Below are 25,967 nucleotides of genomic sequence, written 5' to 3'. Positions count from 1 at the left end.
CTAATGCACCTGCGGCGCTCGCCGGGGTAGGGGAGGCGCATGCCCCGCCCACGCAAACCAGCCAGCCCGTTCCGCTACTTCAACTCGGCGCCTGAGGTGATCCGGCTGGTGGTGCTGATGTACGTGCGTACCCACTCTCGCTGCTCGGTATAACGGCCTGGCCGCATCGCTCGTCTCCATCTGACGAGCTAACTTACCAATGGCATGATTTGTGGAGAGCAGGTCAGGCTGTCAGTGCTGCGAACTCTCTCGAGCTGGTTTCGAGATATCTGCCGTTCGCCTGCTATCGAGCAAGCGGTCGAGGGAGAAACTCGTCTATATCGAGCTAGGTGCAGTTGCTTCGACAGCGCCCGCCGCTCACATCGACGTTACAGACGCTTGTCGAATGTTTGTAGGTGCCGTCTGCGAGCTGGCGTCGCCATCCACGTCTGGCGCCATCAATGCGCCGACCTCGTTCGCCCCGATGGGTTTGCTGAAGTAGTAACCCTGGATGTGGCTGCAGCCTTGCGCGCGAAGGATGTCTAGCTGGCCGGCGTTCTCGACGCCTTCGGCCGTTGTCTCCATTCCAAGCGCTTCGGCCAGGGTCGTAATCGATTTTATGATGGCGGTTGCACCATCACTACTCAGCAAATCGATGATGAAGCTGCGATCGATCTTGATCTTGTCGAAAGGGAAGGAGCGGAGATAGCTGAGCGAAGAGTAGCCCGTGCCGAAATCGTCCAGGGCTACCCGCACGCCAAGATTGCGCAGGCTATGCAACGACGCCAGCGTTGTCTCGGGATTGTCGATAAACAGGCTTTCGGTGATCTCCAGCTCCAGCCTACCGGGCGCAAGCCCGCTTTCCGCGAGTGCCTGGAGGATCACCGCGCTCAGGCCCGGATTGCGGAACTGTACTGGCGAGACGTTCACAGCGATTCGGACGTGATCGGGCCAATCGCATGCGATCCTGCATGCCTCGCGAATGACCCAGGCGCCGATCGGGACGATCAAACCGGTGTCCTCGGCCAGCGGGATGAAGTCGTTGGGTGGGATCGTGCCACGTTCGGGATGTTGCCAGCGCAGCAGCGCCTCGAACGCAGAGATGCGCGCTTCGGACAGGTTGAACAGGGGCTGGAACATCAGGAAAAGGTGACCGTGCTCGATTGCGTCGTGGAGATCGAGTTCCATCTGTCGGCGTCGCTGTGCCTCCGCGTCCATCGCGGCCTCAAAGAAGCGATAGCCGCCGCGACCCTCGTGCTTGGCGCGGTATAGCGCCAGATCCGCGTTCTTCGTCAGTGTCGTCGCGTCTTCACCGTCCGGTCCGAGGATGGCGATCCCTACGCTCGTACCGGGCACGATGCGGTGCCCGTTCACGACGCAGGGTTCCGAAACGGCGCGGATGAGCTCATGCGCGAAGCGGACGTGAGAGAAGCGCACATCATCGACGACCAAGGCGAACTCGTCGCCGCCAAGCCGCGCGACGAAGCCGTTCTCCACAACGTCGCAGAGGCGTCGAGCGATCTCGCAAAGCAGCGCGTCGCCTGTTGGATGGCCCAGCGTATCGTTGACGACCTTGAAGTTGTCGAGATCAAGGCAGAAGAGCGCATGCTGCCGGCCGGATGCGGGATGGGCGGATAGCGCACTCAGGCGCTCTCCCAGCAGCACTCTGTTCGCCAGTCCGGTCAAGCCATCGTGCAGCGCCATGTGGGTGATCTGGCGCTCGCGTTCGCCGACGTCGTCGACCATCCGGTTGAAGCTCTCAGCCAACGTGCCGAGCTCGTCCCGAGTGGTGACCGGCACCTGCGCGTATTCGCCTTGAGCCACTCTCCGAGCCGCGGCGTCGAGCGTCGCGATGGGGCGAGTAATCCGTCGTGCGAGGAGCCAGCTGCCGACCGCGGCCAAGACGGTCCCGGTCAGGCCGCAGGCGAGCAGCAGCCACAGAATGGGGGCGTACTCACCCAAAGCTCGTGTCACGCTGTACTGCAGCACCAACATCTGCGGGCGTCCGCGTCCAAAGGTGGCGAGCGGCGTGGCCTGCAGCAGCATGTCCTCGCGCCCGACCCGCCGCTCGGCGACGTCGCCGGAGCGCTCGCTTGGGGAAAGGGCGGCAGCGGGCACGACCCGCGGCGAGAGGTTGATGGCGGACAGGCGCGACAGGCGTGCGATCTCGCGTGCATCCAGCGCATTGGCGAAGACGACCCACCCGATCGTCACCGGGGCACGGATCTCAGCCGCAGTGGCGTTGAAGTGTCGGTCGCCGATGGTCAGGATGCCGCTGGTGCTACCATCCTCGAGCGCGTCGCGCAGCGCCGTAGCCTCCCGTTGCGCCAGCGTGCCGCGAAAGCCGATCACTAGGCCTTCGGTCGAGACGTAGACGGCCTGATCAAGCCGCAATCGTCCACGTAGCGAGTCAAGTGCCGATGCGATCGTCGGCGCGTCTCCGGTCGCAGCGGCGGTGCGAAAGCCGAAGTCGGCGGCGAGCACGCGTCCCGCATCGCCGAGCTGGGTGTAGCGCATCGTGATGACGCGATCGAATACCGCGGCGCCGCTTACCATCTCACTCCGGATCATGCGCTCTGCATAGCCGCTGATCCCTGCCTTAGCCGTCCCGAGTGTCGCCACGACAATGGCGGCGATCAGCGTCGCATAGAACAGCGTCAGCTTCGCCGAGAGCGAGCCGACGATGCGGCGCCGCATCGCGCATGCGATCTGGATCACGACAAGCACAGCCGTCAGCGCAGACTAAGTCGCAGCTCGCGCGACACTTCGCCGCTCGGGGAGACGAGCAGCGCGAAGCTCGCCTCGTTGTCCTTCGCCTTCATGCGCGGATGCCAGACGGTGAGCGTCGCTGGGCCTGCGGTCACCGAGGGGATGCTGACGTTGCCCGCGGCATCGGTCTTGCCGGCGAACGGCGTGTCGACTACCTTGATAAAGCCGCTCATCGTGTCGTGGATGTTGCATCCGAGCGCGACCGCCCCCGGCGCGGTGAAGGTATAGCTGCGCGTCTCATCGCGGCCGAACAGCTTCAGCTCGAACCGGGCCGGCTTGGAGAAGCTGTAGACGTGGTGGCGCACCTTGTCCTCGTTCGGGAAGGCGACGGTGGCGCCCACCGGCACGATCAGGACATGCGGGTTGAAGGCGATGTCCTTCTGCAGCATCGTCATGCGCCACGCGAAGCGGATCGGCTGGGCGGAAGTCCCCGTGGCCGGTCGGATGGTGACCACGGCGTCCGGGATCGGCTGTCCGCCAGCATCGACGACGTGGACGGAGAGGGTCGCCGCATTGGTCTGCGCTGCCATAAGCGCGCCGACGCAGGCAATCAGGGCGAATCTGCTCATGCCCCTTTATGGCAGGCAGTCGTCAAACATCGATGAACGGCCTCGCCGCAGCGTTCCTGCTGACGCCGCGTCAAGAGGTGTTTAACCACAGTCTGCCATGCAAGCGACATGGTACCGCGCTCAAATCACCTGCTCCTCCTGGCATCTGTCGCCGCGGCAAGCCCTGCGGCCGCGCAGCAGGTGGGAGGTTCCGGCAAGCTCCTTTTGACGAACGGGATCTCGACTGTGGAGGGGAGCTCCGGGGGGGGGCTCACACCATGGGCGGTGATCGCCGGGAACGAGACGCGTGACGGCGTCGGGGCACAGGCCGCAATCACCGCTGTCACGCTGCCCGACTACGACCTGGCCGCCTTCTCGGTGGCAATCGGCTTTCGGGATCGGATGGAGGTCAGCTACGCGCGTCAAGCATTCGACACCAACAAGGTCGGAGAAACCCTGGGTCTCGGAAACGACTTCACCTTCGACCAGGATGTCTGGGGGGCTAAGGGCAAGCTGGTCGGTGATGCGGTCTTCGGTCCGGCGTGGCTGCCGGCGATGGCGATCGGCGTTCAGTACAAGAAGAGCCTCGACCCGCTCGTAGCGCGAGCCGTCGGCGCGCGCGACCGCTCAGGCGCCGACCTGTATGCGACTGCCACCAAGCTACTCCTGAACTACTCACTGCTGGTGAACGCCACCGTTCGCGCGACGAAGGCGAACCAGCTTGGGCTGCTTGGCTTCGGCGGACCGAACGGGTCACGGCGGCGTATCGTCACGGAGGGCTCACTCGCCTATCAGTTCAGCCGCCGGTTCGTCGCGGGTGGCGAATACCGGATGAAGTCTAGCAACCTCGCGATCGCTCGCGAGGACGATGCCTGGGACGTGTACGCGGCGTACGGCATCGGCCGGCACCTGACCGCTACTGTGGCCTATGCCGATCTCGGTTCGATAGCGACCGTCGATGGTCAGCGCGGGCTGCTGGTCCAGCTTCAGGGAAGCTTCTGACGCGACCTGCTCAACGGGAGGCTTTTCGATGATGATCTTACTGACTGTCTTTCTGGCGGCGACGACGCAGGACGCACCGCCGACGCCGCCGGGTGAAGAAGCGGTCGCACCATATCGCGTTGCCCCAAGCAACGCAGGGGCACAGCCATTCTCCGGCGAGCGCATGGCGCGTGACTTCGGCGGTCAGGCCGGTATCCGGCGTATTGTCGATAGCTTCGTTGCGGCGAACTTCGCGGATCCGCACATCGGCGAGATCTTCAGGAACCAGGATGCAGTTCGGCTTCGACGGGTGATCTTTGAGCAGTTCTGCTACATCCTCAATGCGGGTTGCAGGTACACCGGACGAGACATGCGCACGGCGCACACCAACATGGGCGTGCAACAAGCCGATATGAACCGCCTTGTCGAGAACCTGCAACGGGCCATGACTGCCGAGCGAGTGCCATTTGTCGCGCAGAATCGCTTCTTGGCGAAGCTCGCGCCGATGCGGGGCGAGGTGGTGCAACGATGATCCGTAGGTCATCTCCGTCAATGGCACATCTGGTACCGCTTACAGCGAGCTATGATGACGGTCGCGCCGTGTAATCTAGGCCGCTTTCGTAGCTTACGGCGATTTTGTCGTTGTAAAAAAGGAGCTGCTAGTAGCGGAGCAAGCTCGCAGGATATAGCTACCTGTTGTCGCCTGAAATCGCGGGAGGGGCAGGCGCTAAAGGCTTCCAGTCTCGTGAGAGAGATCAATAGCAGTACTGCCTACTAGAAGACCTCTGGCTCAGCGACCGAGCCCGCTATGAACGACGGGAACTCGCTACCATCACCGCCGGAAGACCACGCATCGCGCGCGTGATGCCAAGGCGCGAGATCGAAGCACGCCAAGATGCATTCGGAACTCGCGGAGCCATCTGTACTCGTGATCGAACCTCGGGACGCAGGCAGCGTTGCAGAGCTTCGACATCGGCGAGCGCGCCGCCATGGTGACACGAAGAAGGCGGGGAATAGCCTGCAGTGTATAGAGGTAAGCAGTGGAGCCGGCTCGGCAGCCGGTTTCGGCCGGTACGATCGACAGCTTCTAGTGAGAGCCCCCGCCCTTCACTGTCTGGGTAAGCAGTGCCTCTGCTGCATCCGCGGGCATCGGGCGGCCAAACAGATAGCCCTGCGCGTGGCCGCAATTTCGTGCGAGCAGATAGGCCGCCTGCTCGGGCGTCTCCACGCCTTCAGCGACTACGGCGATCTGGAGTTGGTTCGCCAGACCCAGCACCGCGTTGACGATGGCGGCATCGCCTGAATCTTTCAGGAGATCCGCGATAAAGCTGCGATCGATCTTGATGACGTCGACTGGGAACTCTCGCAGGTGCTTGAGTGAGGCGTAGCCCGTGCCGAAATCGTCCAGCGCGACCGTGACACCGGCACGATGGAACGCGGCCAGCGTCCCGCCGACGCTGTCCGCGCCGCGACCGAGGAACACAGTCTCCGTTACCTCTAGCTCAAGGAGTTCGGCCGGTAAATCATAGCGACCGAGCTGACCCATGATGCGGTCGAACAGATCGTCTCGGCGGAACTCGGCAGGTGACAGGTTCAGCGCCACGCGAGTGAGCACCAGGCCATTGTCGCGCCAACGGGCGAGATCGGCGCAGACCCGCTCGAGCATCCGTTCACCCAGCGAAATTGCCGCGGCGAGATCGTCGAAGGCGGCCGCGATCGTATCGGGCCCTTGGACACCTACCGTGTCATGCCGCCAGCGCAGAAGCGCCTCGAAGCCTGAGAGCTTGCCATCCTTCAAGCTGACCTTCGGTTGATAGAATGGCATCACGCGATCGTTGCGAGCGACCATGCGGGCTACCGAGAGCATCGACGTACGCCGCTGCATGGTCGCCCGCATCTCAGGCCGGAATCGCGAGAGTTCGCCCCGGGCGCTTGCTTTGCCAGAGTAAAGGGCCAGATCAGCCGTCTTAAGCAGGTCTCGCGCGGCACGCCCATCCTGTGGGTAGAAAGCCAAGCCTGCCGTCGCCTGACAGTCGAGCGCGATCGAGTCGGTCGCAATTGGCGCGCGTAGTGCCCGTAACGCGACACGAAGAATGTTTTCCGCGGCTCTGTCAAACCAAACGCACCGGCTCCGCGAGCGGGCGAGGGCTTGTGCATCGCAGGGTGCTTCAGCTACTATCCGAAGGCTGTCAGTGCCGCGAACTCTCTCGAGCTGGTTTCGAGATTGCCTTCGTTCGCCTGCCATCGAGCAAGCGAACGGGGCAGAAACTCGCCCATCTCGCGTTAGGTGCAGTTGCTTTGACAACACCAGACCGCCCGATAGCGGACCGGCAGTTGTCCACCCGCCCTTGTACTTCGCTATGCGTCGAGAGCAGGGGTGGGTTCAACCGCCTGCTCTCAACACGATAATCATTTCCCTTAGAGCGACTTGGCGTAGATTTGATACACCTTGTTGACCTTGCTGCCGATCGCCTCCGCGATCGCGTTCATTCCCTGATTGTCGTCGAGGATCCAGCCGATCTCTCCGCGCGTCGCGCCGTAGTTCCTGACGGAGGCCTGGCGGATCTGGTCGATCATCATGAAAGCGAGCTGGCTTGCCATGCGCGACGACTGCAGACGCCGGACGACGCCCATGAGCGGCACGCGCATGGTGCGGACCTTGGGCCGCCTCAGCCACAGCAGCAGCCTTGCCCACCCGAACGGCAGAAGCGAGCCCCTGAGCGGCTTGAGCACCTCATTGAGATCGGGGAGGGTCATCATGAAGGCGACCGGCTCACCGTCGACCTCGGCGATCAGGATGAGGTCCTCGAACACGATAGGCTTCAGCTTCTTCCCCGTGAACGCGACCTCCTCGTCGGTGATCGGCACAAAGCCCCAGTTGCGGCCCCAGGCATCGTTGAGAATGGCCATGATGATAGCCGCCTCGTCCTCGAAGCGAGACTTGTCGACCTGCCTGACCCGGATGCGCGGGTTCCGATGGCCGGAGTCTATCACCCGCTGCAGGAGCGGCGAGAAGCTGCGGGTGATGTCCAGGTCCCAGGTCTTGAGCTGCTTGACCGGCTCGTATCCCGCGGCCACGATCCACGGCCGATAGGCGGCGCTGTCGTGCCCCATCATGACGGTAGGCGGGTGGTCGTGCCCCTTGATAAGCAGACCGGGCTCCTCCCAGATCGAGAGGGACACAGGACCCAGGACGCGGGTCATGCCCTTCCCGCGAAGCCAGTCCTCCGCTGCCGCGATGAGCGCGAGCGAGCTCTCCTCGTCGGCGGCCTCGAATAGCCCGAAGAAGCCGGTTCCCGGTCCCATGCCCTGTTTGGGCGGCACGGTCAGGGCGAGATGATCTATATGGGCCGAAACCCGACCGACGACCTGCCCGTCGCGTCGCGCGAGGAAGTACTGGGCGTCGGCATGCGAGAAGAACGGATTGCCGCCCGGCGTTATGAGATCGCGCGCCTCCCCTCTGAGCGGCGCCACCCAATTCGGATCGTTCCGGTAGATCGACCAGGGGAGGTCGAGAAAGATCTTCCGGTCGGCCTTGCCGAGAACGGGGGTGACTTCGACTGACATGCTGATCCTTCCAGATCTGCGGCACGCCCGCGGCTGCCGCTTAGAAACCAGAGCTCGCCCGCACCGTGCGGGTCGGCCTTCGCACTGCCTCCGGTGCGGCGCATAGATGCTGCTTACCTGCTCAGTAGGCGGCGTTTGCGGCCTGGCCGCTTCCTGGGCCGGCGCAGGCCGGCCCGATGATTCGCCTGGGCGAAGGTGGAACGTCAGCTTCTAGGGTGGAGATCGGAACGGCGGCTTTCGGGCAGGCGGGAGGTGGTAGGCGACGGTGCATACCTTTGGCGCCATGCCTTCTGCCGCACGATAAGTGTGGAAGCCCATCTTCTGGCCGTGATCAACGAGACCTTACCCTTCGTCGCGGAGCTCTGCCATTGAAGGCGGGGAACTTGCGTCGAGGAGGGTTATAGCCGCGACGACGCGGTGATCGGACCACCCTTGCCGGCCTGCACAAGAATGGCGGTTCGAAAGGCGGGGTTTGGCGTTGCCGGCAGTGCGAAGCTGACCCCGCGCCCAGACCATGTCCCTAGCGCTTCAAGCTGACGAACAATGTTGCGGTGAGGCAAGGTCCGCCCGCCATTCTCGCCTGCGCGGATCGGTACGTTATTCACCCGCGGATCGTACCTTACCAACCACACCGTCGAAGGCTTCGCTTCAGTCGCCGCGCCGACCGACACGCGATTGCCGCTCGCGGAGATGGCCGGGCCGCCTTCGTGACGAGCCGCTGCGATTGCCGCCTCGAGCTGCTGGCGATTGCTGCCGACGATCGTCTGTCGCCCGCCATTGATCACCACTTGCGGCGTCGCCACCGAGGATCGGCCCCCGCTGCGCGCGTAATCCCACTGGCGCGCGGTGAACTGCGGCCGTGCGAAGGTGTCCTTCCAACCGAGCTGATCCCAGTAGGTGACGGCGAACGAAAGCGGTATCACGTCCGCCCGATCGGCGATCGCATTAAGGTTGGCGTTCGCCGGCGGACAGGATGAACACCCCTGGCTCTGATATAGCTCGACCACGACGGGAGCGCCCCCCACTGCTTTGACGGGCGCCGTTGTCGCAGCGAGGACGCCCGTGACGCAAGTAACGGCCGCGCTCACCGCGCCGGACACCCAAAATCGACCTTTCATCACGCTTCTCCTTTGAAGCAACTTTCAGAGGAGCATACGGTCGTCATCGGCGCCAGGTTACGGACCTCCGCCAAGGACGCGCCCTGTACCCGGTGCGATGCGGGCACCGCATGTGTGCGCGAGCTCCGACCAGCTCCACCGGCATGGCGCACCGAGACGGTCGCCGAACTCGCCAGGCTACCTGCCGCTTCGCTCGAAGCGCCGCTCGAGCACTCGGCGGCCCGCGCCGGTCTGCCGAGCAAAGGAGCACCGCCGGGAAGTCCGGTGTACCTGGCCCTATTGCCTCGACGGCCGATGCTGTTGCGGAAGCGGCGCCCGCCACGTCGGCGCCGCCCTGCTGCTCCACTAGCAGGTAGCGGCCGCTGCCGCCGCCGGCGCCTTCCAGATCATTCTCACGAGTGACAAAGATTCCGCCGGAATCCGTCACCCTGGCCCATGCCGCGCGCGGCGATCTGCCGCCAAAGATGCGCTACTTTATCAAATTCGCCGCCCCGCGTTGCGACAGTCGCTCGCCGCCTTCAAGATTTCAAGGAACGAGTCAGATCCCGGCGTACCATTGGTAGTCGGAGCTATCCTCCCAGTAGCCGCCTTTCCCGGCGCCAAACCGGGCTAGACTGTCGACCGCCTCAACGCGCATCACGTACTTCGCCTGTTTGTATCCGAGCTGCCGCTCCACGCGGAGGCGGAGAGGCGCGCCGTGACCGACCGGAAGAAGCTGGTCGTTCATCCCCCAGGCGAGGATTGTCTGCGGATGATAGGCGTCGACCAGGTCGATGCTCTCGTAGTAAGGATCGCCGTCGAAATCGTCGGCGCAGTGGAATACGACGTACCGCGCGGACGGCAGCACGCCGGCCGCATCAAGCGCGAGCTTGAGCGGAAGACCCGTCCATTTGCCGATCGCGCTCCAGCCCTCCACGCAATCGTGGCGCGTGATCTGGGTACGCGCCGGCATTGATCTGATCTGGGTGAGCGAGAGCTTCTGCGGACGCCGCACGAGACCGTCGACGACGAGCTGCCAATCGGCAAAGTCATTGGCGGCATGGGCCTGATAGGCCTCGCTTGCGGGCAAGGTGTTGCCGTTGGTTCGGAACACCGGCGACATGTCGAGCGCCGAGAACTCGCGTGCGAGCGCGGTGCGGTCGGTGACAAGCCGCTGCGCGCGCATCGTCAACCCCTCGCCAAGGCTCAAAGTCTCCTGGACCTTGGGCGATGCGGCGATCCGGTCGCAGCCGGCGAGCAGCAGCCCTCCGGCACCCGCGCCAAGCGAGCCGATCAAACGGCGGCGGGTGAGCATCGTCATTGGCCACGCTCCTTCGGTAGGCGATACCAGCCCGTGATGATCGAGCGCAGCTCGTTGAGCGAGCCGGCGAGCACCACCATCGTCAGATGGACGACGATGAAACCGGCCAACAGAGCGGCGCAGATGAAATGGACCGAGCGCGCCGACTGGCGACCGCCGAACAGATCGATAAGCCACGGCCAAGCCGCATCGGTGCTGGGGGACATGGTAAGGCCGGTCAGCACGATGATTGGCAGAAGCCCGAAGATCACGCCCACATAGCTGAGCTTCTGAAGGATATTGTAGCGCCGTGCCGCTTCGCCGGTGTGAAATCGCAGGCGCGCATGGTCCTTGATGTCCTGCCAGAGGTTGCGCGGGCGCAGCTCTTCAGCAGTGGGCGCAAGGTCATGCTGGACGTGCCGGGAAACGACGCCCCATGCCCAGAACAGGAGCCCGGGCACGACGAGCAACCAGGCGAAGAAGAAATGCCATTGGCGCGCGCCGGCGAGGTTGTAGCTCGACGGGATCGTTACCAGCGGCGGGAAGGCCCGATGCTGCCCACCCGCCACGCCGAGAAAGCCGGTGGTCGGAACGGTTAGCGGGCCGACCCGGAGATAGCCCTGATCGTCGTGAGCTCCGATCTCCAGCCACGGCATGTCCTGATTTGCACCATATCGGCCCCAATAAAGATGCGGATGCGCGTTGAAGATCATCATGCCGCTCATCAGCAGGACGAAGATCGACAGTGCGTTGAGCCAATGCCAGAGCCGAACAGGGCGACGCTGGCGATAGACGAGATCGCCTCCGACAGGTGCGGCAGGGGCGGGTGCCTCGCCGTCATCGCTCAGAACCGTGCGTGCGGGATCATCATACGTCGCCATGAACAGCGCCTCGAATAGGATCGGGCGCCGTGCCGAAGCGCGGCGCCCTGGACTGCTCATTTGCCGGACTTCATCATGTCATCGTGCTTCATCATGTCGGGATGAGCCTTCACCAGCGCTGCACACTTGCGATCCTTCATCATCGCGTCGTGCGACATGGCGTTGCAGGCCTTCATCTTCTTCATGTCGGCAGCCGACATCTTCGTCGACTTCATCTGGTCGTGGGATGCCATCGCGTCCTGGGCGAAGGCGGGGGCCGCGCCGCCAAGAGCGAGGACGGAAAGGGCGATCATCAGGGTGTTGCGCATGAAACTTCTCCTCGGGAAAATGGACGTCGGATTGTTCGCGTCCCCACTGACGCCTTGGTGGATGCGCGAAGACACGGCTCGCTCGGGTATCCTGGGGGCGTTGGCGAGCCGCGTCCCGCCACTCCTACGCAGCCTCGCCATGTTCGGTTACGGCTCAGGAAGGATTGTTGGATGGAAGCAGCGCGCGCTTGATTTCCCCGTCGTTCTCGCGCTTGAAGGGATGGTATTTGCCGACCGCCCGGGCGCAAACGGCCGCCGGGCGGGCGTCGACGATGTCGAACAGCCGCTTCAAATTGGGACAGGGAGAAAGTGGATCATCCTCGCCTTTGCGAACCCGTGAAGCGCGTTCGAGCCACCCCCAGGCCGACATGTCGACGATCGTATAGTCGTCGCCGACTATGTAGCGGCGTCCTTCGAGATGATCATCGAGCACCTGATAATGGCGCTCCGCTTCGCGGCGATAGCGGTTTACCGCGTAATCCAGGCCATCAGGCGCCGCGAACTGAAAATGCACTGACTGGCTCGAGTAGGGGCCGAGGCCAGAGGCAATGAACAGCAGCCAAGATAATAGCTCCGGACGGTTCTCAGCCGCCCCGAGGAACTTGCCGGACTTTTCCGCCAGGTAGAGTAAAATTGCGTTAGAATCGAACACCCGGGCTTCGCGGCCGCCCGGGCCATCGGTGTCGACGATCGCGGGAACCTTACCGTTCGGATTGATTGCCCGAAACTCCGGCGAGTGCTGATCGCCCTTGCTGCAGTCAACCGGCATGACCTCATAGTCGAGGCCCGCTTCCTCCAGAAACAGCGCGATCTTCGCCGGGTTGGGTTCGGGGTGGTAGCAGAATTTGATCACCGAGCGGCTCCTGCGGTTATCCGCATTCGGCGCAGACCGTTAGCGGCAAGCGCGAAGCAGGACGCCAGCAGTACGGCGTCCTTCATCAGAAACTGGCCGGTCGAGCCCAGGAAGGGCGCGCCGTAGCCGGATTGCCAGAAAGCGGGCGCGCCGAGCGAGAAGCTCAGCGTCACACAGAAGGTAAAGACACCCATAGCGCCGCCGACGAAGCTCGCTCGGGGCGACATCGCGCCGATTGCGATTATCGCGCCGGTCAGCAATTCGATCGTCCCGATCACATTGCTCGCGCCACGCTCGCCCCAGAGCGGATACATCCAGCTGAACAGCGGGTAGTGACTGGCGATTTTTGCCACGCCCTCGGCTTCATAGGCCGCGAACTTCGCGGTGCCGAACAGCGCGAATATCAGAACGATCGACCATCGGAGTCCGGCGACGATCACGGCATCGGTCGGAACGTAGCGAATGTTCATATCGGCCCCTTCTTTTGGGGCTCATGCGCAGCAGCTTGGCGATCGGTTACAGGCGGGCGGCATTCCTTGAGCAGCAGTCAGGTCACCAGCGCAACAGCCGCGGTCCCAGCAATGCTCCGGCTCCGGCTGCGAGCAGAATGCCCAGGCTGTACCACGTCAGCACGAAGATCGCCGACTCTTCCGGGCAATGCAGGCAATAGATCGTCGCTGCCCATGCGCCCGCCCCGAGCCCCGAGACCGCACCGGCGGCCCTGAAGTTCGTCGGCGCAAGCCTGCGGAACGACCATAGCAGGCCCGCGAAGATCGGCGCCGCGAGCGCCAGCACCAGCCAGGGGCAGAGCGTCCAGCTTCGCCCGAGCCACAGCGCCAACCAGTCTCCCGACGGCGTCCGCGCGAGTTCGCCGACGCCGATCCCGGTAAGAATCAAGGCGGGGATCGCCAGGAGCCAGAGATTGCGCAGCGAGAACGGCGTCGGCCGACCCAGGCGCGTGATTGCGTAGATCGCCCCGATGCCCAACGACGTCGTGTAGGTCCACTTCATCCAGAAAGGAAAGCCATGCATCGCGATCTTGAGATCGGGCCGTACACCCAGGGCGAGGCTGACGAGGATCATCGCTACGAGACCACCGGCCGCCACGCCCAGTGCGACTCGTTTGACGAGCGCGTAGCGTGACACACGCGGCACGTCGCGACTGAGCGTCTCGATCAAATGTTCGGTGGTCATCTTCATGTGATTTTAATACGCGCGGCGAGCGCTTTCAGGCCGCGGTGCACAGAGATCTTTACGTCCGACTCTCCGATGCCGGCGCCGGCGGCCGCTTCCGCGACGCTGTGGCCGCTCAAATGCGTATCCCGAATGGCACGCGCCTGTTTGGGTGATAGCGTGTCGAGCATCCGATCGATGTCGACACGCGCATTGGCCGCCTCCTCGAAGCCTTCGATCACGAGAATCGATTCCACGTCCTCGATCGGAAGCGTTTGCCGTAGTCGCCGGAAGTGATCGATCATGCGGTGCCGCGCGACGGCATAGAGCCACGCCGTGAACGGCCGCTCCCTATCGTAGGTCGCACGACGCGCATGCACGGCGATCAGTGTCTCCTGTACCATATCCTCGACATCCTCCCCGTTGGGGACGCGCCGGCGATAAAAGGCATGTAGCAAAGGCACCAGCGAGCGCAGCAACGCGCTATGCGCCGTTGCGTCGCCGTCGAGGCTGCCGATCATCAGCGACTTGAGTTCGGCTTCGGTCGTTGCCATCCACGCTCCGGTCAGATTTACGCCGGACGGCTCGCATCGGTTACAAACCCGACGAAAACCGCCTCTCCCTCACGAACGATAGAGCCGCGGAAACATGCTCTTGAGCGCGTCTACCTTTGGGCGATCGTTGATGACGATATACGGGTAGGTCGGATTCTTCGCCATGAAGTTCTGGTGGTATTGTTCGGCCGGATAGTAGGTATTGCTGTGTTCGATACTGGTCACGATTGGGCGCGGGAAAGTCCGTGACTGTGTGAGTTGTTGAAGATAGGCACGGGCGATCCGCTCCTGCCTCGCCGACTGCGGGAACAACGCCGTGCGATATTGCGTGCCGTGGTCCGGCCCCTGATAGTTGAGCGTGGTGGGATCAACGACGACCGAGAAATAGACGCGCAACAGCTCGGCATAACTGACCTTGGCTGGATCGAATACGATCCGCACCGCTTCCGCGTGGCCCGTCGTGCCGGTCGAGACCGCCTCATAGCTGACCGAACCCGTTTTGCCGCCGGCATAGCCGGACGTCGCCGACAGGACGCCCTTCACATGATCGAAGACGCCTTCGACGCCCCAGAAGCAGCCGCCGGCGAAGATCGCGGTTTCGATCTTGCCGGTCGCAGGCGCCGTTACGCGAGGCTGCGGTGCATCGACGAATGTCTCGGCCGACGCCCGACCGCCAGTCGCCGCTCCTGCGGCGATCGCTAAGGCCAGCGCGCTCCCGAGCGCGACTTGAGACAATGTACGCATGAGCGGAATACTCCTCAGACGCCAGCTCCTACGCAGCATCCTCGTTCGGCGTTACAGCGTAACCGCCCGGTCTTTCCGGGCGTATGATCGCACATGACCCGGACTCACGACCGCCGAACGTTCCTCGCCACCAGCGCGCTTGCGCTCGCTGGTAGTCTGGCTGCCGCTTACGCCGGACCGGTTTTGGCGGCTCGGCCGCAACCGTTGCGGCTCTCCGACCCCGAGTGGCGTCGGCGGCTGTCCCCATCGGCCTATGCGGTGCTTCGCCACGCCGAAACCGAGCGGCCTTACTCGAGCCCGCTCACTAGCGAGCACCGCGTCGGCACCTTCGCGTGTTCGGGGTGCGCGCTTCCCCTGTTCGCGTCGCGCACCAAGTTCGACAGCGGCACTGGCTGGCCGAGCTTCTGGACCCATCTGCCCGATGCCGTCACCGAGCACCGCGATGGGACGCTCGGGATGGTCCGCACCGAGGTACGCTGCGCGCGCTGCGATGGCCATCTCGGTCATGTGTTCGACGATGGTCCGCGACCGACCGGCCTTCGATATTGCATGAACGGCGTCGCTATGCGCTTCGCACCCGCCGGCAAGGCCTGACATTAATGCGCTTCGACAGGCAGCTCGATCAACCCGTGCCGGTCCAGGCGCGTCTCGGCGCGCTCCTGCACAGAGCGCCGCGGGCGCGAGCGATAGGATGAAATGATGCGCTGGTCTGAGCTCGGCGCCTGGCTGGCGGGCCGGCAACCCTCAAGCAACACGATGCTGCTCCATCACCATGATGCCATGCTGAAGCCCGATCCAGCGCGAACGGTGATCCGGCCTTTCGCGCCGGGTTACCCGCAGGGCCACGACAATGGCCGATCGCGCTTTGAGGTCGTGGCCGACCGGGTGCTTAGCTTCGACGACACGCAGGTGGACACCGCCCTGCGCGCCGTGTTGAAGGCCATGGATGGCCGTCATCGCGATGTCGAGGCCACGCTTCAGCGAAGGTTCCACGCAATTCGGCCGGCGCTGCCCGCATCGGCCGATATCGACGCCCCGCGCCAGCGGCTGATCGGCGCGTTCTTCACGGAGGAATATGCTTTCGAGGCGGCAGCGCTCTTCAATCCGAGCGTCGTGCTCCATCCTGATCAACAGAACGTGCCCCACGGGAGCCTGCGCATCGTCATGTCGTTGCGTGGCATCGGCGAAGGCCACGTCTCGTCCGTCAGCTTTCGAACGGGCCTATGGACGCCGGGTGGCGGTGTGCTGATCGATTCGGTCGGGCCGACTACCCAGGCACCGATCGTCGACGACATGGCGATCGCCGACGATACGGCCCGGCTTGAACTTCATTGCGGCGGAAGCCGTGTTGTCTCCGAGACCGTCCTGTTTCCCCTCCTGCCGAGCCAGCGGCAGGGCATCGAGGACGTCCGCCTGGTCCGCTTTGTCGAAGACGACGGCAGCACCACTTACTATGGCACCTACACCGCCTTCGACGGGATGCACGCCCGATCCGAGATGCTGATCGGCACCGACTTCCGGTTCTGGGAGATGCGCAAGCTCGCCGGCGACGCGGCGGGCGCCAAGGGCATGGCATTGTTTCCGCGGCGCATTGGCGGCAGATATGCGATGCTGGGCCGTCAGGACGGCGAGAGCATCTGGCTGCTCTTCTCCGACGATCTCTACACCTGGGATGGCGGGGCCAAGCTGATTGAGCCGCTCTACCCCTGGGATGCCGTACAGATGGGCAACTGCGGCTCGCCTCTCGAAATCGACGAGGGTTGGCTCGTCTTGACCCACGGCGTCGGCGCCGTGCGAAATTACTGCATGGGCGCGGCGCTGCTCGACCGTCACGATCCGTCCCGCGTGCTCGCACGGACGCCCGAACCGATCCTGCAGCCGAGCCCCGACGAGCGCGACGGCTACGTGCCCAACGTCGTCTATAGCTGCGGCGCGATGGTGCACGGCCGTGAGCTACTGATCCCCTATGGTGTCGCCGATAGCTTCACCGCCTTCGCCACCGCGCGAGTCGATGACCTTCTTGCCCGCATGGCGTGAATCGAACGTCACGCCAACGCAGCGAGCCTGTCACGCAGCCAGCTTTGTGCTGGATGGTTGGTCGTGCGTTCGTGCCAGATGCAGGCGATGGCAAATCCGGGTACGCCGAGTGGCGGTTCCAGCACCTGCAGTCGGTCTGACCAACCGTTCGCGATCCGACGTGGAAGCACCGCGATCATATCGGATTGTGACACGATCTCCGGCACGATTAGGAAGCCCGACGTGGACAGGGCAACGGTACGACGGCGGCCGATCGCCTCAAGAGCCGCGTCGGTGGGCCCGGAAAAGCCGCCGCCCCTAGTTGAAACGACGACGTGGTCCAGCGCGCAGAACACGTCCAGATCGAGGGTGCCGCGAACGACCGGATGTCCTTGGCGTGCGATGACCACATACTCCTCTTCGTAGAGCTGGTGCTGGCGCATTCCCTCGGGCGCGGTTTCGGGCCTTGCCAGTGCCAGGTCCACCTCGCCACGCTCTAATTGTGTCGCGAGTGCCATCAGGTCGGGCAACGAGCGCCAAGCGATGCGGATCATCGGCGCCTCGGTCCGCAAAACGACCGAATAGCGTGCGAGCAGCGCATACTGGACGTAGTCGCTCGCCGCGATCACCACCGTCGCCTGCAGGGTCTCCGGATTAAACGGCGCGCCTTGCTCGACGACCCGGCGAACACCCTCGAGTGCCTCCTGCAGTGGCTGCATCATATCGAGTGCCCGCTGGGTCAGGACCATCCCGCGCTGGCCCGGGATAAGGAGCGGATCGCCGAGCGCCTCACGGAGCCGCGCCAGCCGTGCCGATAAGGCAGGCTGACTGAGATTTAGTCGGCGCGCGGCGCGTGTGACGTTGCGCTCGGCGAGCAGGGTCTCGAGCGTCGCGAGAAGTCCGAGATCGAGATTTCTGGTATCCATCTTTTGGATGACTCCACTTAAAAGTTTCGATTTCAAGACCCACGATTACCGCGCCATGTATAAGCAGCGGGGTAAATCCCGCAGCACCTTAATCGACGGCACGGATACCAGTTCCCCTATGAAAGCTATCCAGGCTTATCCGCAGCAGGGGCTCGACGGTCTGATGCTTATGGACCTCCCCGACCCCGGCGAACCCGGACCGACCGCCATCCGAGTGCGCGTGCACGCCACCTCCCTGAACTTCCACGATCTGGGCGTGGTGATAGGGCGGCTGCCTTGCGCCGAGGGGCGCATCCCCATGGCCGATGGCGCCGGGGTCGTGGAAGCGGTCGGCTCCGACGTCACGGAGTTCAAGCCCGGCGACCATGTCGTATCCACCTTCTTTCCGACCTGGCTGGACGGCGAGGCTACCGTCGCCGACTTCGCCACCACGCCGGGCGACGGGATCGACGGCTTCGCCCGAGAGGTGGTGGTGGCGCCCGCCACGTCCTTCACGCGCGCGCCGGCCGGCTGGAGCCACGCCGCCGCCGCGACCCTGACCACGGCCGGGGTGACGGCCTGGCGCGCCCTGGTAGTCAACGGCGGCCTCAAGGCCGGCGACAGCGTGTTGGTCCTCGGCACGGGCGGCGTGTCGATCTTCGCGCTGGAGATTGCCCGGGCCATGGGCGCCACGGTCATCGCGACTTCTGCCTCCGACGAGAAGCTGGAGCGGCTCCGCGCGATGGGTACTGCGCACGTCATCAACTATCGCCAGGACGAGAATTGGGGCGACCGGGTGCGGGAGATCACCGGCGGGGCCGGCGTCGATCACGTGGTGGAGGTGGGCGGCCCGGGCACGCTGGCGCAGTCGATCAAGGCCGCGCGTGTCGGCGGCCACGTCTCTTTGATCGGAGTGCTGACCGGGATGGGGGGCGAGGTGCCGACAGCCATGCTCATGGCGCGGCAGCAGCGGCTTCAGGGCCTGATCGTGGGCAGTCGCCGTCACCAATTGGACCTGATCCGCGGTATCGAGGCCGTTCGCGGCCACCCGGTGATCGATCGCTCCTTTCCGCTGGCCGAAATCGCGGACGCCTTCCGGCTCCAGGACTCTGGCGGCCATTTCGGCAAGATCGTCGTCGAATACTGACCACCCCAATAACTAACAGGAAGGGATCATCATGAAGGTTCTCATCGTCTACGCGCACCCCGAACCCACTTCGCTAACGCGGCAGTTGGTCAACGTGACCGCTGAGACGTTGTCGGCAGCGGGACATACCGTCATGCATTCGGACCTCTACGGTATGCAGTGGAAGGCGGTGTACGACGCCCATGACTTCCCAAAGCGTGTGAACCCCGAACGTCTGTCACTCATCCATGAGGGCGGCCACGCTTACGAAAGCGGGCATCAGTTGTCCGACGTTGCGGTCGAGCAGCAGAAGCTACTCGCGGCCGATGCTGTCATCTTTCAGTTTCCGATGTGGTGGTACTCGGTGCCCGCGATCATGAAGAGCTGGATCGAGCGGGTCTTCGTCTGGGGCTTCGGCTTCGGCTATAAGGACGGCACCAATAACTACCGTTTCGGCGACGGCGCGCTCAAGGGGAAGCGAGCGCTGGTCGAAGTGCAGACAGGCGGCGGGGCGGCCGACTATGGCCCGCGAGGCATCAATGGGCCGGTCGAGCAACTGCTGTTCCCGCTGACTCACGGCGCGCTGTTCTACGCCGGCATGGACGTGCTCCCGACGCACGCGGTCCATAGCACGATGGCCGTTTCCACGCAGGAGCAAGTGGAGGCGATCAAGGCAGCATGGCGTGAGCGTCTTGCCGGACTGTTCACCGACACGCCAATCTCGTTCCGGTCGCAAAATGGCGGTGACTACCCCGATCGCCACACCTTGGCCGACCACGTCGCGCCGGGCCAGACCGGCCTCGTCGCGCACTTTGCCGATCCGAACGACGCATAAAGATCAACACCGATGCCGGGCGGTCAGGGCCGCCCGGCGACGGCGAGATTCCTATTGTCGACGCGCCGACCGGAGGGGCGGGCGACGTGCCAGAGGCCGGGCCTAGGTCACGGCCGCAGCGCATTCAGGGCTGATCGTCCGCAGTCGCCGGCATCGACCGGACCTGATGGGCAACACCAAAGATGTGCGCGCAACGATCTGAAGAGGGATGAAAGAAGCAGGGCATGACCAACTTCAGCGATTACCGCGACGGATTTCCGAATGCCCGGCTAACGCGATCGGACACTGGCGTCCTCGAGATCGCGCTCCATACCGACGGGAATAGCCTGGTCTTCAACGGCCACACGCACGAGCAGTTCGTGGACCTGTTCCACGACGTTGGGCAGGATCCGGACAACCGGGTCGTCATTCTTACCGGCACCGGCGACACCTTCATGGAGGAGTTCTCCGCGGACGGCATCGAATTTTCCCCGCAGGGATACAACAAGATCTTCCGGGACGGCCGCAAGGTCCTCATGAACATCCTCGACATCGAGGTGCCGATGATCTCGGCGGTCAACGGGTCGACGCGGATTCACTCCGAATACGTGCTTCTCACCGACATCGTCCTGGTGACGCCAGAGACGGTCTTTCAAGACAAGCCGCACCTCGGGATGGGGGTGACGGCCGGTGACGGCGTGAACCTCATGTGGCCCGAGGTCATCGGCAGCGTAAGGGGCAGGTACTTCATCCTGATGCGGCAGGAGCTCGACGCTGCCACCGCCAAGGAGTGGGGCGCCGTCAACGAGGTCGTGCCGCGAGAAGCGCTCCTGCCCCGAGCCCACGAGATCGCGGAAACGCTCGCCGCGTTGCCCAACCTTACGACCAGCTATGCCCGCATCGCCCTCACACATAAGCTCCGCCGCATCATCGATGAGGGCGTCGGATACGGGCTGGCGTTGGAGGGGATCAGCGCTCTCGAGGTCGCCAGGACGCAGAGAGCCTGATTGGGCGGAGCTTTGATTCTGCCAGCGTCGGCCGCCCACCCCGGCGGCGATGTTCAACGACGAAATACGCAACACCAAGGAGCCAGATACGATGATGAACGCGATCGAATGGCCGCAAGGCTATGTCCCCGGCTACACCGATAATTTCGTCACGAACGAGGCCATCGTCGCCGGGCTGACCGCTGCCGAGATTTGGCCGTTCCTCACCGAGCCGACGCGCTGGCCGAGCTACTATGCCAACAGCGCCAACGTGCGCTTCCCGAACGGCGATGGTCCAGCCCTCGCACTCGGCCGCCGCTTCTCGTTCGATACGTTCGGCTTCCTGATCAACGCCGAGGTAGTGGAGTACGTCGCCCCGGCCGGCGACCAGCCCGGCCGGGTTGGCTGGCACGGTTGGGGCGGCGAGGGCGATGGCCGCCTGGACGTACACCACGCCTGGTTGATCGAGGACTTGGAGGGGGGGCGTGTCCGCATCCTGACCCAGGAGACGCAGAACGGTGCGCCGGCCAAGGACTTGGCGACGACCGTGCCGAATTCCATGCTCAACGGTCATCAGGAATGGCTTGACGGGCTGGTTGCCGCAGTTCGCGGCACAAGCGGCGACGGCCGCTAGAAGCCAAAAGCAACGACGGCGGTCTGTTCAAAGATCGCCAGTCCAGGCTCGGGCAGCCCACGGTTAATCGCCCGGGGATAGACATCACCCATACCATTCAGGAGAACATCATGTCTGACGTAGCCGATACTTTCATGCCCCGCTTCGCGCAGTTCATCAACACTGCCGACGGAAAGCTTGGTCAGGAACTCATCGCGGCGGATGCGAAATTTTACGTTCCTTTCCAAAGCGAACCGCTCGTGGGGCCGACGGGCTGGCTCAAAGTCGTCGAGGTGATGCGCGGCGGCTTCCCGGACGTCCAGTGGACGCTCGAGGAGTTGGTCGTCGAGGGTGAGAAGGTCGCCGCAAGATGGACGATGCGTGGCACACACGGCGGCACCTTCTTCGGAGTACCGGCGACCGGAAATCAGATCGCCATTCAAACCATGAACTTCTATGCCATGGCCAACGGGAAGATCGTCGGCGAGCGCGGTCAGCCCGATCTCCTCGGGTTGATGCAGCAGATCGGTGCCGTGCCAGCGGGCAGCTGATCGCAGAGGCTGATCCATCAACGGGTAGGTTTCGCGCTCGCGCCGGCTGAAGTGTATTGTAGTCAAAAAGGCGGCTGACTGTCGGCAATGCCGACCGTCAGCTTGACCTAGTCCACGTCTCGCCGCCGTCTGCGCATACCCGGTGATAGGCCGCTCATGCCTGCTCGCCGATGCCTTTCAGCTACAGGAGCTGGCGGCCACTTCGGCAAGATCGTCCTCAAGTTCTGCAATCGCATCCATCCGAGGCATTGGACCATGAAGGTACTTATCGTTTACGCCCATCCGGAACCCACTTCGCTGACGCGGCAGCTTGTCGACGTGACCGATGAGACGATGTCGGCAGCGGGGCACAGCGTGGTCCATTCGGACCTCTACGGCATGAAGTGGAAGGCGGTCTATGACGCCGATGACTTTCCGGTGCGCGACAACTCCGAACGGCTGTCGTTCATTATGGAGTCAGGCCATGCCTACGGAAACGGGCACCAGACGCCTGACGTGACCGCCGAGCAGCAGAAGCTGCTCGAAGCCGATGCTGTCATCCTGCAGTTTCCACTGTGGTGGTACGGCGTGCCCGCGATCCTGAAGGGCTGGATCGATCGGGTCTATGCCTTCGGCTTCGCCTACGGCTATCAGAACGGCTCCAACGAGTTCCGCTTTGGCGAGGGCATCCTCAAAGGCAAGCGAGCGCTGGTCAACGTGCAGGCCGGCGGCCCAGCAGCCGACTATGGCCCACGGGGCATCAACGGGCCGATCGAGCAACTGCTGTTCCCGCTGACCCATGGCGCGCTGTTCTACCCCGGCATGGACGTGCTCCCGACGCACGCGGTCTATGGCGCGGGTCATGTCTCCACCGCGGAAGAACTGGAGGCGATCAAGGCAGCATGGCGTGAGCGTCTCGCTGGGCTGTTCACCGACACGCCCATCCCCTTCCGGTCGCAAAATGGCGGCGACTTCCCCGATCGCCACACCATGGCCGACCACGTTGCGCCGGGCCAGATCGGCCTTGTCGCGCACGTGAAATGATCCATCGCTTTGAAAATGATTCTGCGGCTCGCGCGATGACCAGGCGGGATGTGGTGACGACGACAATGATGGGAGCAGTTACATCGGCATTACCCAGCGTTGGTCTGGCAAAGGAAGCCGCCTCACGCTTCAAGCTCATTGCCCAAGCACCGGATTTAGCTTGGAATGGAGCCGTCTTTTCAGGAGGAAGGCTGTTTGCAAGCATCCCTGCCTGGATCGGTCCAACGCCGGGCGTTGTCGAAATCGCGGTCGACGGCAGCCATAGACCGTTTCCTGGTGATCGCTGGAATAGCTGGGATGGTCAAAACGAGCCGCTGAAGCGATTTGTCGACATCAACAGTATTTTCGCCGACGTTCGCGGCAACCTCTGGGTTGTGGATGCCGCAGCACCGGGTTTCGGTGAAGGAATTTGGGGGGCTGCGAAGATTGTGCAGATAGACTTAGCGTCGGATCAGGTGGTGCGTACCATTGGCTTCGACGGGAGCGTCATGGGTGAAAACCAACGCTTTGGTCATTTGCGCATTCACGGCGATCACGCGATCCTGACTGAATCGAAGACCGGAGCCTTCGTTATCGTCGATCTACGTGACGGCTCCTCCCGCAAGATACTTTCTGGCCATCCTCTCATGCGGTGCCGACCGGAAGACGTACCTATCATCGAAGGACGCAGGCTAGAGCGAGACGGAAAGCCAGTTTACATCCACAACGATCTGCTGGAGATCGCTCCTGATGGCGAGACCCTGTATTTCTGCTGTCTATTCGGGCGGCGGATGTTCGCGGTTCCCGTTTCCGTATTGAAGGACCCATCCCTTGATGACGCCGCGATCGCGGCCCGCGTAACGGTCGCCTTTACCTTTGATCGCCCGTGGATCGCTGGCATGTGCCGTGATCCGACCGGCAATCTATTCATGACCGATGCGGAAAATAGCGCGGTTCGTCTCCGCACCCCGAACGGCGGGACCCGGATGCTGGCGCGCGATCCGGAACTGATCTGGCCAATCGCACCGTCTGTTGATGGGAGGGGTAGGCTCTACGTTACCGCCACCCAACTCAATCGTTTGCCGCTATTTGCAGGCGGTGAAGACCGGGTGAAACGTCCTTGGTTGATGTTCAGTCTTCCGGTTCCCACTGGTGACAACCCTGCTGATGCTCCACCTCCTCACAACAGCGATGAGCTTAGCGCACGTTGACACACATAATTATGAACAGAGCTCTTTACCGAGCGCGCCAAACCAGGCGAGCCGATCGCGTGATCAAGCCCGGGAAGACCTTCAGGAAGGTCATGATTCCGGACTGAGACGGTTGGCATTCTCGTCATCCAGTGACCGGCACCATCGGAGAAAACCAAATGCGCATTTTAAGACCGCTCCTGCTGTCGCTGATCCTCGCCGCGCCATTGCCGAAGGCGGCGGCCCAAACTGCTCCCGCCGACGTGCGGGCGGCCGTCGCCGCGCGGGGGAGGCCGGCCGATTCGGTCGCGCTCGACGAAAGCCGCAAGCCCGTCCAGGTGCTGAAGTTTCTCGGGCTAGAACAGGGTGACCGCGCGCTTGACCTGTTCACCGGAACCACCGCCCCGTTCACGCGCGTCGGCTATTATGCCGAGATCATCGGCCGCGCGGTCGGTCCCAAGGGTGCGGTGGTCGCGTGGGAGCCCGCCAATCTGCTCGACGATGCAGGCAAGAAGAACTTCGCCGGCCTTGTCGCGCGCGTTCCCAATGTCCGCCTGATCTCGAGCACCGCCGCCGATCTGACACTCGACCCTGCGAGCTTCGACTTCGTGCTGATGCACCTCGTCTACCACGACACCTATTGGGAGAACGAACAGTTCCAGTTTCCGCGGATGGACCCGGACGCGTTCCTCGCCAAAATCTTCGCGGCGACCAAGCCAGGCGGGATTGTCGGCGTCGTCGATCACGTCGCCGCGCCCGGCGGCGACACACGTGATGTCGTTAGAAAGCTCCACCGCATCGACCCGGTGAAGCTCCGCGCGGATTTCGAACATGCGGGGTTCAAGCTTGAAGCCGAGTCCGATCTGCTGCGCAACCCCGCCGATGACCATTCGAAGCTGTCGCTCGATCCCGCGATCCGCGGCAAGACTGACCGCATCATTTACCGCTTCCGCAAACCAAGTTGAGTGGGCGCTGTCATCCCTGAACTCCCACGACCTAGGCGTCGGCGACAGGACGGCAGCCGACCGTCATTGGCTGTATCCCCATGGCCTATGGCACCGAAGTGGTGGAGGCGGCCGGTTCGGAAGTCACGGAATGGCTCTGTCAAAGCTAATGCACCTGCGGCAACGGGCGGGGTAGGAGAGGGGCATGCCCCGCCCGCGCAAGCCAGCCAGTCCGTTTCGCTACTTCAACTCGTCGCCCGAGGTGATCCGGTTGGTGGTGCTAATGTACGTGCGCTTTCCGCTTTCGCTGCGGAACGTGGAGGACCTGCTGTTCGAGCGCGGGATCGACATCTGCCACGAGACGGTGAGGCTATGGTGGAACAGGTTCGGTCCGCTGTTTGCGGGTGAGGTGCGGCGCCAGCGGGTCAACCGGATGCGCGGCTTTCGTCACTGGCGCTGGCACCTGGACGAGATGTACGTGAAGCTGAACGGCGAAATGGTCTATCTGTGGCGAGCGGTGGATCACGAGGGTGAGGTTCTAGAGAGCTACGTCACCAAGACCCGTGACAAGAAAGCGGCGCTCGCCTTTATGAAGAGGGCGCTCAAGCGCCACGGCTCGCCTGAGGCGATCACCACCGATGGTCTGCGCTCCTACGGTGCCGCGCTGACCGAGCTCGGCACGCGCGAGAAGCAGGAGGTTGGCCGCTGGGCCAACAACCGGGTGGAGAACTCGCACCTGCCGTTTAGGCGACGAGAGCGGGCGATGTTGAGGTTTCGGCAGATGCGGACCTTACAGAAATTCGCCTCGGTCCACGCCAACGTCCACAACCACTTCAACCACGAACGCCACCTCGTCGATCGCCAGACCTACAAGCAGCGCCGCTCCGCGGCGCTGGCTGAGTGGCAGGCGCTCGTCAGCTGATCCGACGCGAGCCGGGGGCGAGTTGCATCGTGTAGAGACGAGTTCGCATTAGATTGACAGCACCACCCTGCGCTGCACAAGCCTTCGCCCGCTCGCGGAGCCGGTGCGTTTGGTTTGACAGAGCCGGGCGATGCGGTGGTCTGG

At 63.5% G+C, this 25,967-nt stretch carries 27 protein-coding genes and 2 pseudogenes; 14 read left to right on the top strand and 15 right to left on the bottom strand.

Annotation, left to right across the window (positions count from 1 at the left end; all coding sequences use genetic code 11):
- Positions 1-39: 39 nt before the first annotated feature.
- Positions 40-129 (top strand): annotated as a pseudogene (locus tag QBJ89_RS20260) (IS6 family transposase); the annotation flags it as partial.
- Between the two features lie 228 nt (positions 130-357).
- On the opposite strand, the gene QBJ89_RS15640 reads toward QBJ89_RS20260, so the two are convergent.
- Positions 358-2,697: a putative bifunctional diguanylate cyclase/phosphodiesterase gene (locus QBJ89_RS15640; RefSeq protein ID WP_277981405.1), complete on the bottom strand. Its 2,340-nt coding sequence runs from the start codon at positions 2,695-2,697 to the stop codon at positions 358-360.
- Between the two features lie 14 nt (positions 2,698-2,711).
- Positions 2,712-3,317: a cupredoxin domain-containing protein gene (locus QBJ89_RS15635; protein ID WP_277981404.1), complete on the bottom strand. Its 606-nt coding sequence runs from the start codon at positions 3,315-3,317 to the stop codon at positions 2,712-2,714.
- 108 nt (positions 3,318-3,425) lie between these two features.
- On the opposite strand from QBJ89_RS15635, the gene QBJ89_RS15630 reads away from it, so the two are divergent.
- Both QBJ89_RS15630 and QBJ89_RS15625 read left to right on the top strand, forming a co-directional pair.
- Positions 3,426-4,298: a DUF3034 family protein gene (locus tag QBJ89_RS15630; protein ID WP_277981403.1), complete on the top strand. Its 873-nt coding sequence runs from the start codon at positions 3,426-3,428 to the stop codon at positions 4,296-4,298.
- A gap of 28 nt (positions 4,299-4,326) precedes the next feature.
- Positions 4,327-4,809 carry a group I truncated hemoglobin gene (locus QBJ89_RS15625; RefSeq protein ID WP_277981402.1) on the top strand — a complete coding sequence of 161 codons (483 nt, stop codon included), beginning with the start codon at positions 4,327-4,329 and terminating at the stop codon, positions 4,807-4,809.
- Between the two features lie 555 nt (positions 4,810-5,364).
- On the opposite strand, the gene QBJ89_RS15620 is transcribed toward QBJ89_RS15625, so the two are convergent.
- The 12 genes and pseudogenes from QBJ89_RS15620 to msrA all read right to left on the bottom strand — a co-directional run bounded on the left by QBJ89_RS15620 (position 5,365) and on the right by msrA (position 14,754).
- Entirely contained in the window at positions 5,365-6,162 is a 798-nt protein-coding gene (locus QBJ89_RS15620) for an EAL domain-containing protein (protein WP_277981401.1), read from the bottom strand.
- Between the two features lie 51 nt (positions 6,163-6,213).
- A pseudogene (locus QBJ89_RS20255) lies at positions 6,214-6,522 on the bottom strand (diguanylate cyclase domain-containing protein); the annotation flags it as partial.
- 173 nt (positions 6,523-6,695) lie between these two features.
- The gene (locus QBJ89_RS15615; protein WP_277981400.1) at positions 6,696-7,844 is read right to left on the bottom strand and encodes an N-acetyltransferase; all 1,149 of its coding nucleotides are present in this window, start codon (positions 7,842-7,844) and stop codon (positions 6,696-6,698) included.
- A 398-nt stretch (positions 7,845-8,242) separates the two neighbouring features.
- Positions 8,243-8,962, bottom strand: a complete 720-nt coding sequence (locus tag QBJ89_RS15610) for a DUF1223 domain-containing protein (RefSeq protein ID WP_277981399.1) — start codon at positions 8,960-8,962, stop codon at positions 8,243-8,245.
- Between the two features lie 538 nt (positions 8,963-9,500).
- Positions 9,501-10,262: a molybdopterin-binding protein gene (locus tag QBJ89_RS15605; protein ID WP_277981398.1), complete on the bottom strand. Its 762-nt coding sequence runs from the start codon at positions 10,260-10,262 to the stop codon at positions 9,501-9,503.
- Complete coding sequence (locus tag QBJ89_RS15600; protein WP_277981397.1) at positions 10,259-11,122, bottom strand: cytochrome b/b6 domain-containing protein; 864 nt, start codon at positions 11,120-11,122, stop codon at positions 10,259-10,261. Before QBJ89_RS15600 ends, QBJ89_RS15605 begins: the two co-directional genes overlap by 4 nt.
- A gap of 56 nt (positions 11,123-11,178) precedes the next feature.
- A complete protein-coding gene (locus QBJ89_RS15595; protein ID WP_277981396.1) occupies positions 11,179-11,430 on the bottom strand; it encodes a hypothetical protein in 252 nt (83 codons plus the stop codon).
- A gap of 154 nt (positions 11,431-11,584) precedes the next feature.
- Positions 11,585-12,283 (bottom strand): glutathione S-transferase family protein, encoded by a 699-nt coding sequence (locus QBJ89_RS15590; protein WP_277981395.1) that lies wholly within the window; start codon positions 12,281-12,283, stop codon positions 11,585-11,587.
- The gene (locus QBJ89_RS15585; RefSeq protein ID WP_277981394.1) at positions 12,280-12,753 is read right to left on the bottom strand and encodes a YkgB family protein; all 474 of its coding nucleotides are present in this window, start codon (positions 12,751-12,753) and stop codon (positions 12,280-12,282) included. The genes QBJ89_RS15590 and QBJ89_RS15585 overlap by 4 nt, the downstream gene beginning before the upstream one ends.
- A gap of 82 nt (positions 12,754-12,835) precedes the next feature.
- Complete coding sequence (locus QBJ89_RS15580) at positions 12,836-13,477, bottom strand: DUF1109 domain-containing protein (protein ID WP_277981424.1); 642 nt, start codon at positions 13,475-13,477, stop codon at positions 12,836-12,838.
- A gap of 2 nt (positions 13,478-13,479) precedes the next feature.
- Positions 13,480-14,010 carry a sigma-70 family RNA polymerase sigma factor gene (locus tag QBJ89_RS15575; RefSeq protein WP_277981393.1) on the bottom strand — a complete coding sequence of 177 codons (531 nt, stop codon included), beginning with the start codon at positions 14,008-14,010 and terminating at the stop codon, positions 13,480-13,482.
- A gap of 69 nt (positions 14,011-14,079) precedes the next feature.
- Positions 14,080-14,754 (bottom strand): peptide-methionine (S)-S-oxide reductase MsrA, encoded by a 675-nt coding sequence (gene msrA / locus QBJ89_RS15570; RefSeq protein WP_277981392.1) that lies wholly within the window; start codon positions 14,752-14,754, stop codon positions 14,080-14,082.
- Between the two features lie 93 nt (positions 14,755-14,847).
- Here msrA and msrB point away from each other — a divergent pair, with 93 nt between their 5' ends.
- Both msrB and QBJ89_RS15560 read left to right on the top strand, forming a co-directional pair.
- Entirely contained in the window at positions 14,848-15,348 is a 501-nt protein-coding gene (msrB, locus tag QBJ89_RS15565; RefSeq protein WP_277981391.1) for a peptide-methionine (R)-S-oxide reductase MsrB, read from the top strand.
- Between the two features lie 105 nt (positions 15,349-15,453).
- Positions 15,454-16,791 carry a glycoside hydrolase family 130 protein gene (locus QBJ89_RS15560; RefSeq protein ID WP_277981390.1) on the top strand — a complete coding sequence of 446 codons (1,338 nt, stop codon included), beginning with the start codon at positions 15,454-15,456 and terminating at the stop codon, positions 16,789-16,791.
- Positions 16,792-16,799: 8 nt separating this feature from the next.
- On the opposite strand, the gene QBJ89_RS15555 is transcribed toward QBJ89_RS15560, so the two are convergent.
- Complete coding sequence (locus tag QBJ89_RS15555) at positions 16,800-17,696, bottom strand: LysR family transcriptional regulator (RefSeq protein ID WP_277981389.1); 897 nt, start codon at positions 17,694-17,696, stop codon at positions 16,800-16,802.
- Positions 17,697-17,814: 118 nt separating this feature from the next.
- On the opposite strand from QBJ89_RS15555, the gene QBJ89_RS15550 reads away from it, so the two are divergent.
- The 9 genes from QBJ89_RS15550 to QBJ89_RS15510 all read left to right on the top strand — a co-directional run bounded on the left by QBJ89_RS15550 (position 17,815) and on the right by QBJ89_RS15510 (position 25,823).
- Entirely contained in the window at positions 17,815-18,822 is a 1,008-nt protein-coding gene (locus QBJ89_RS15550) for a zinc-dependent alcohol dehydrogenase family protein (protein WP_277981423.1), read from the top strand.
- Between the two features lie 31 nt (positions 18,823-18,853).
- Positions 18,854-19,636, top strand: a complete 783-nt coding sequence (locus QBJ89_RS15545) for an NAD(P)H-dependent oxidoreductase (protein ID WP_277981388.1) — start codon at positions 18,854-18,856, stop codon at positions 19,634-19,636.
- A gap of 224 nt (positions 19,637-19,860) precedes the next feature.
- Positions 19,861-20,622 (top strand): enoyl-CoA hydratase/isomerase family protein, encoded by a 762-nt coding sequence (locus QBJ89_RS15540; protein ID WP_277981387.1) that lies wholly within the window; start codon positions 19,861-19,863, stop codon positions 20,620-20,622.
- Positions 20,623-20,671: 49 nt separating this feature from the next.
- On the top strand, positions 20,672-21,235 hold the full coding sequence (locus tag QBJ89_RS15535) for an SRPBCC domain-containing protein (protein ID WP_277981386.1): 564 nt from the start codon (positions 20,672-20,674) through the stop codon (positions 21,233-21,235).
- 110 nt (positions 21,236-21,345) lie between these two features.
- Positions 21,346-21,765: an ester cyclase gene (locus tag QBJ89_RS15530; protein ID WP_277981385.1), complete on the top strand. Its 420-nt coding sequence runs from the start codon at positions 21,346-21,348 to the stop codon at positions 21,763-21,765.
- Between the two features lie 255 nt (positions 21,766-22,020).
- Positions 22,021-22,788 (top strand): NAD(P)H-dependent oxidoreductase, encoded by a 768-nt coding sequence (locus tag QBJ89_RS15525; protein ID WP_277981384.1) that lies wholly within the window; start codon positions 22,021-22,023, stop codon positions 22,786-22,788.
- Positions 22,785-23,978, top strand: a complete 1,194-nt coding sequence (locus QBJ89_RS15520) for an L-dopachrome tautomerase-related protein (protein ID WP_277981383.1) — start codon at positions 22,785-22,787, stop codon at positions 23,976-23,978. Before QBJ89_RS15525 ends, QBJ89_RS15520 begins: the two co-directional genes overlap by 4 nt.
- Positions 23,979-24,109: 131 nt before the next feature.
- Entirely contained in the window at positions 24,110-24,922 is an 813-nt protein-coding gene (locus tag QBJ89_RS15515; protein WP_277981382.1) for a class I SAM-dependent methyltransferase, read from the top strand.
- 184 nt (positions 24,923-25,106) lie between these two features.
- Positions 25,107-25,823, top strand: coding sequence for an IS6 family transposase (locus QBJ89_RS15510; RefSeq protein WP_277981381.1), 717 nt, complete (start codon positions 25,107-25,109; stop codon positions 25,821-25,823).
- Positions 25,824-25,967 lie beyond the last annotated feature (144 nt).

Origin of the sequence: Sphingomonas phyllosphaerae, from assembly GCF_029623345.1 — a bacterium.
Classification (GTDB): Bacteria; Pseudomonadota; Alphaproteobacteria; order Sphingomonadales; family Sphingomonadaceae; genus Sphingomonas; species Sphingomonas phyllosphaerae_C.
The sequence above is the reverse complement of the archived record's forward strand: the minus strand, read 5'-3'. Positions and strand labels throughout refer to the sequence as shown.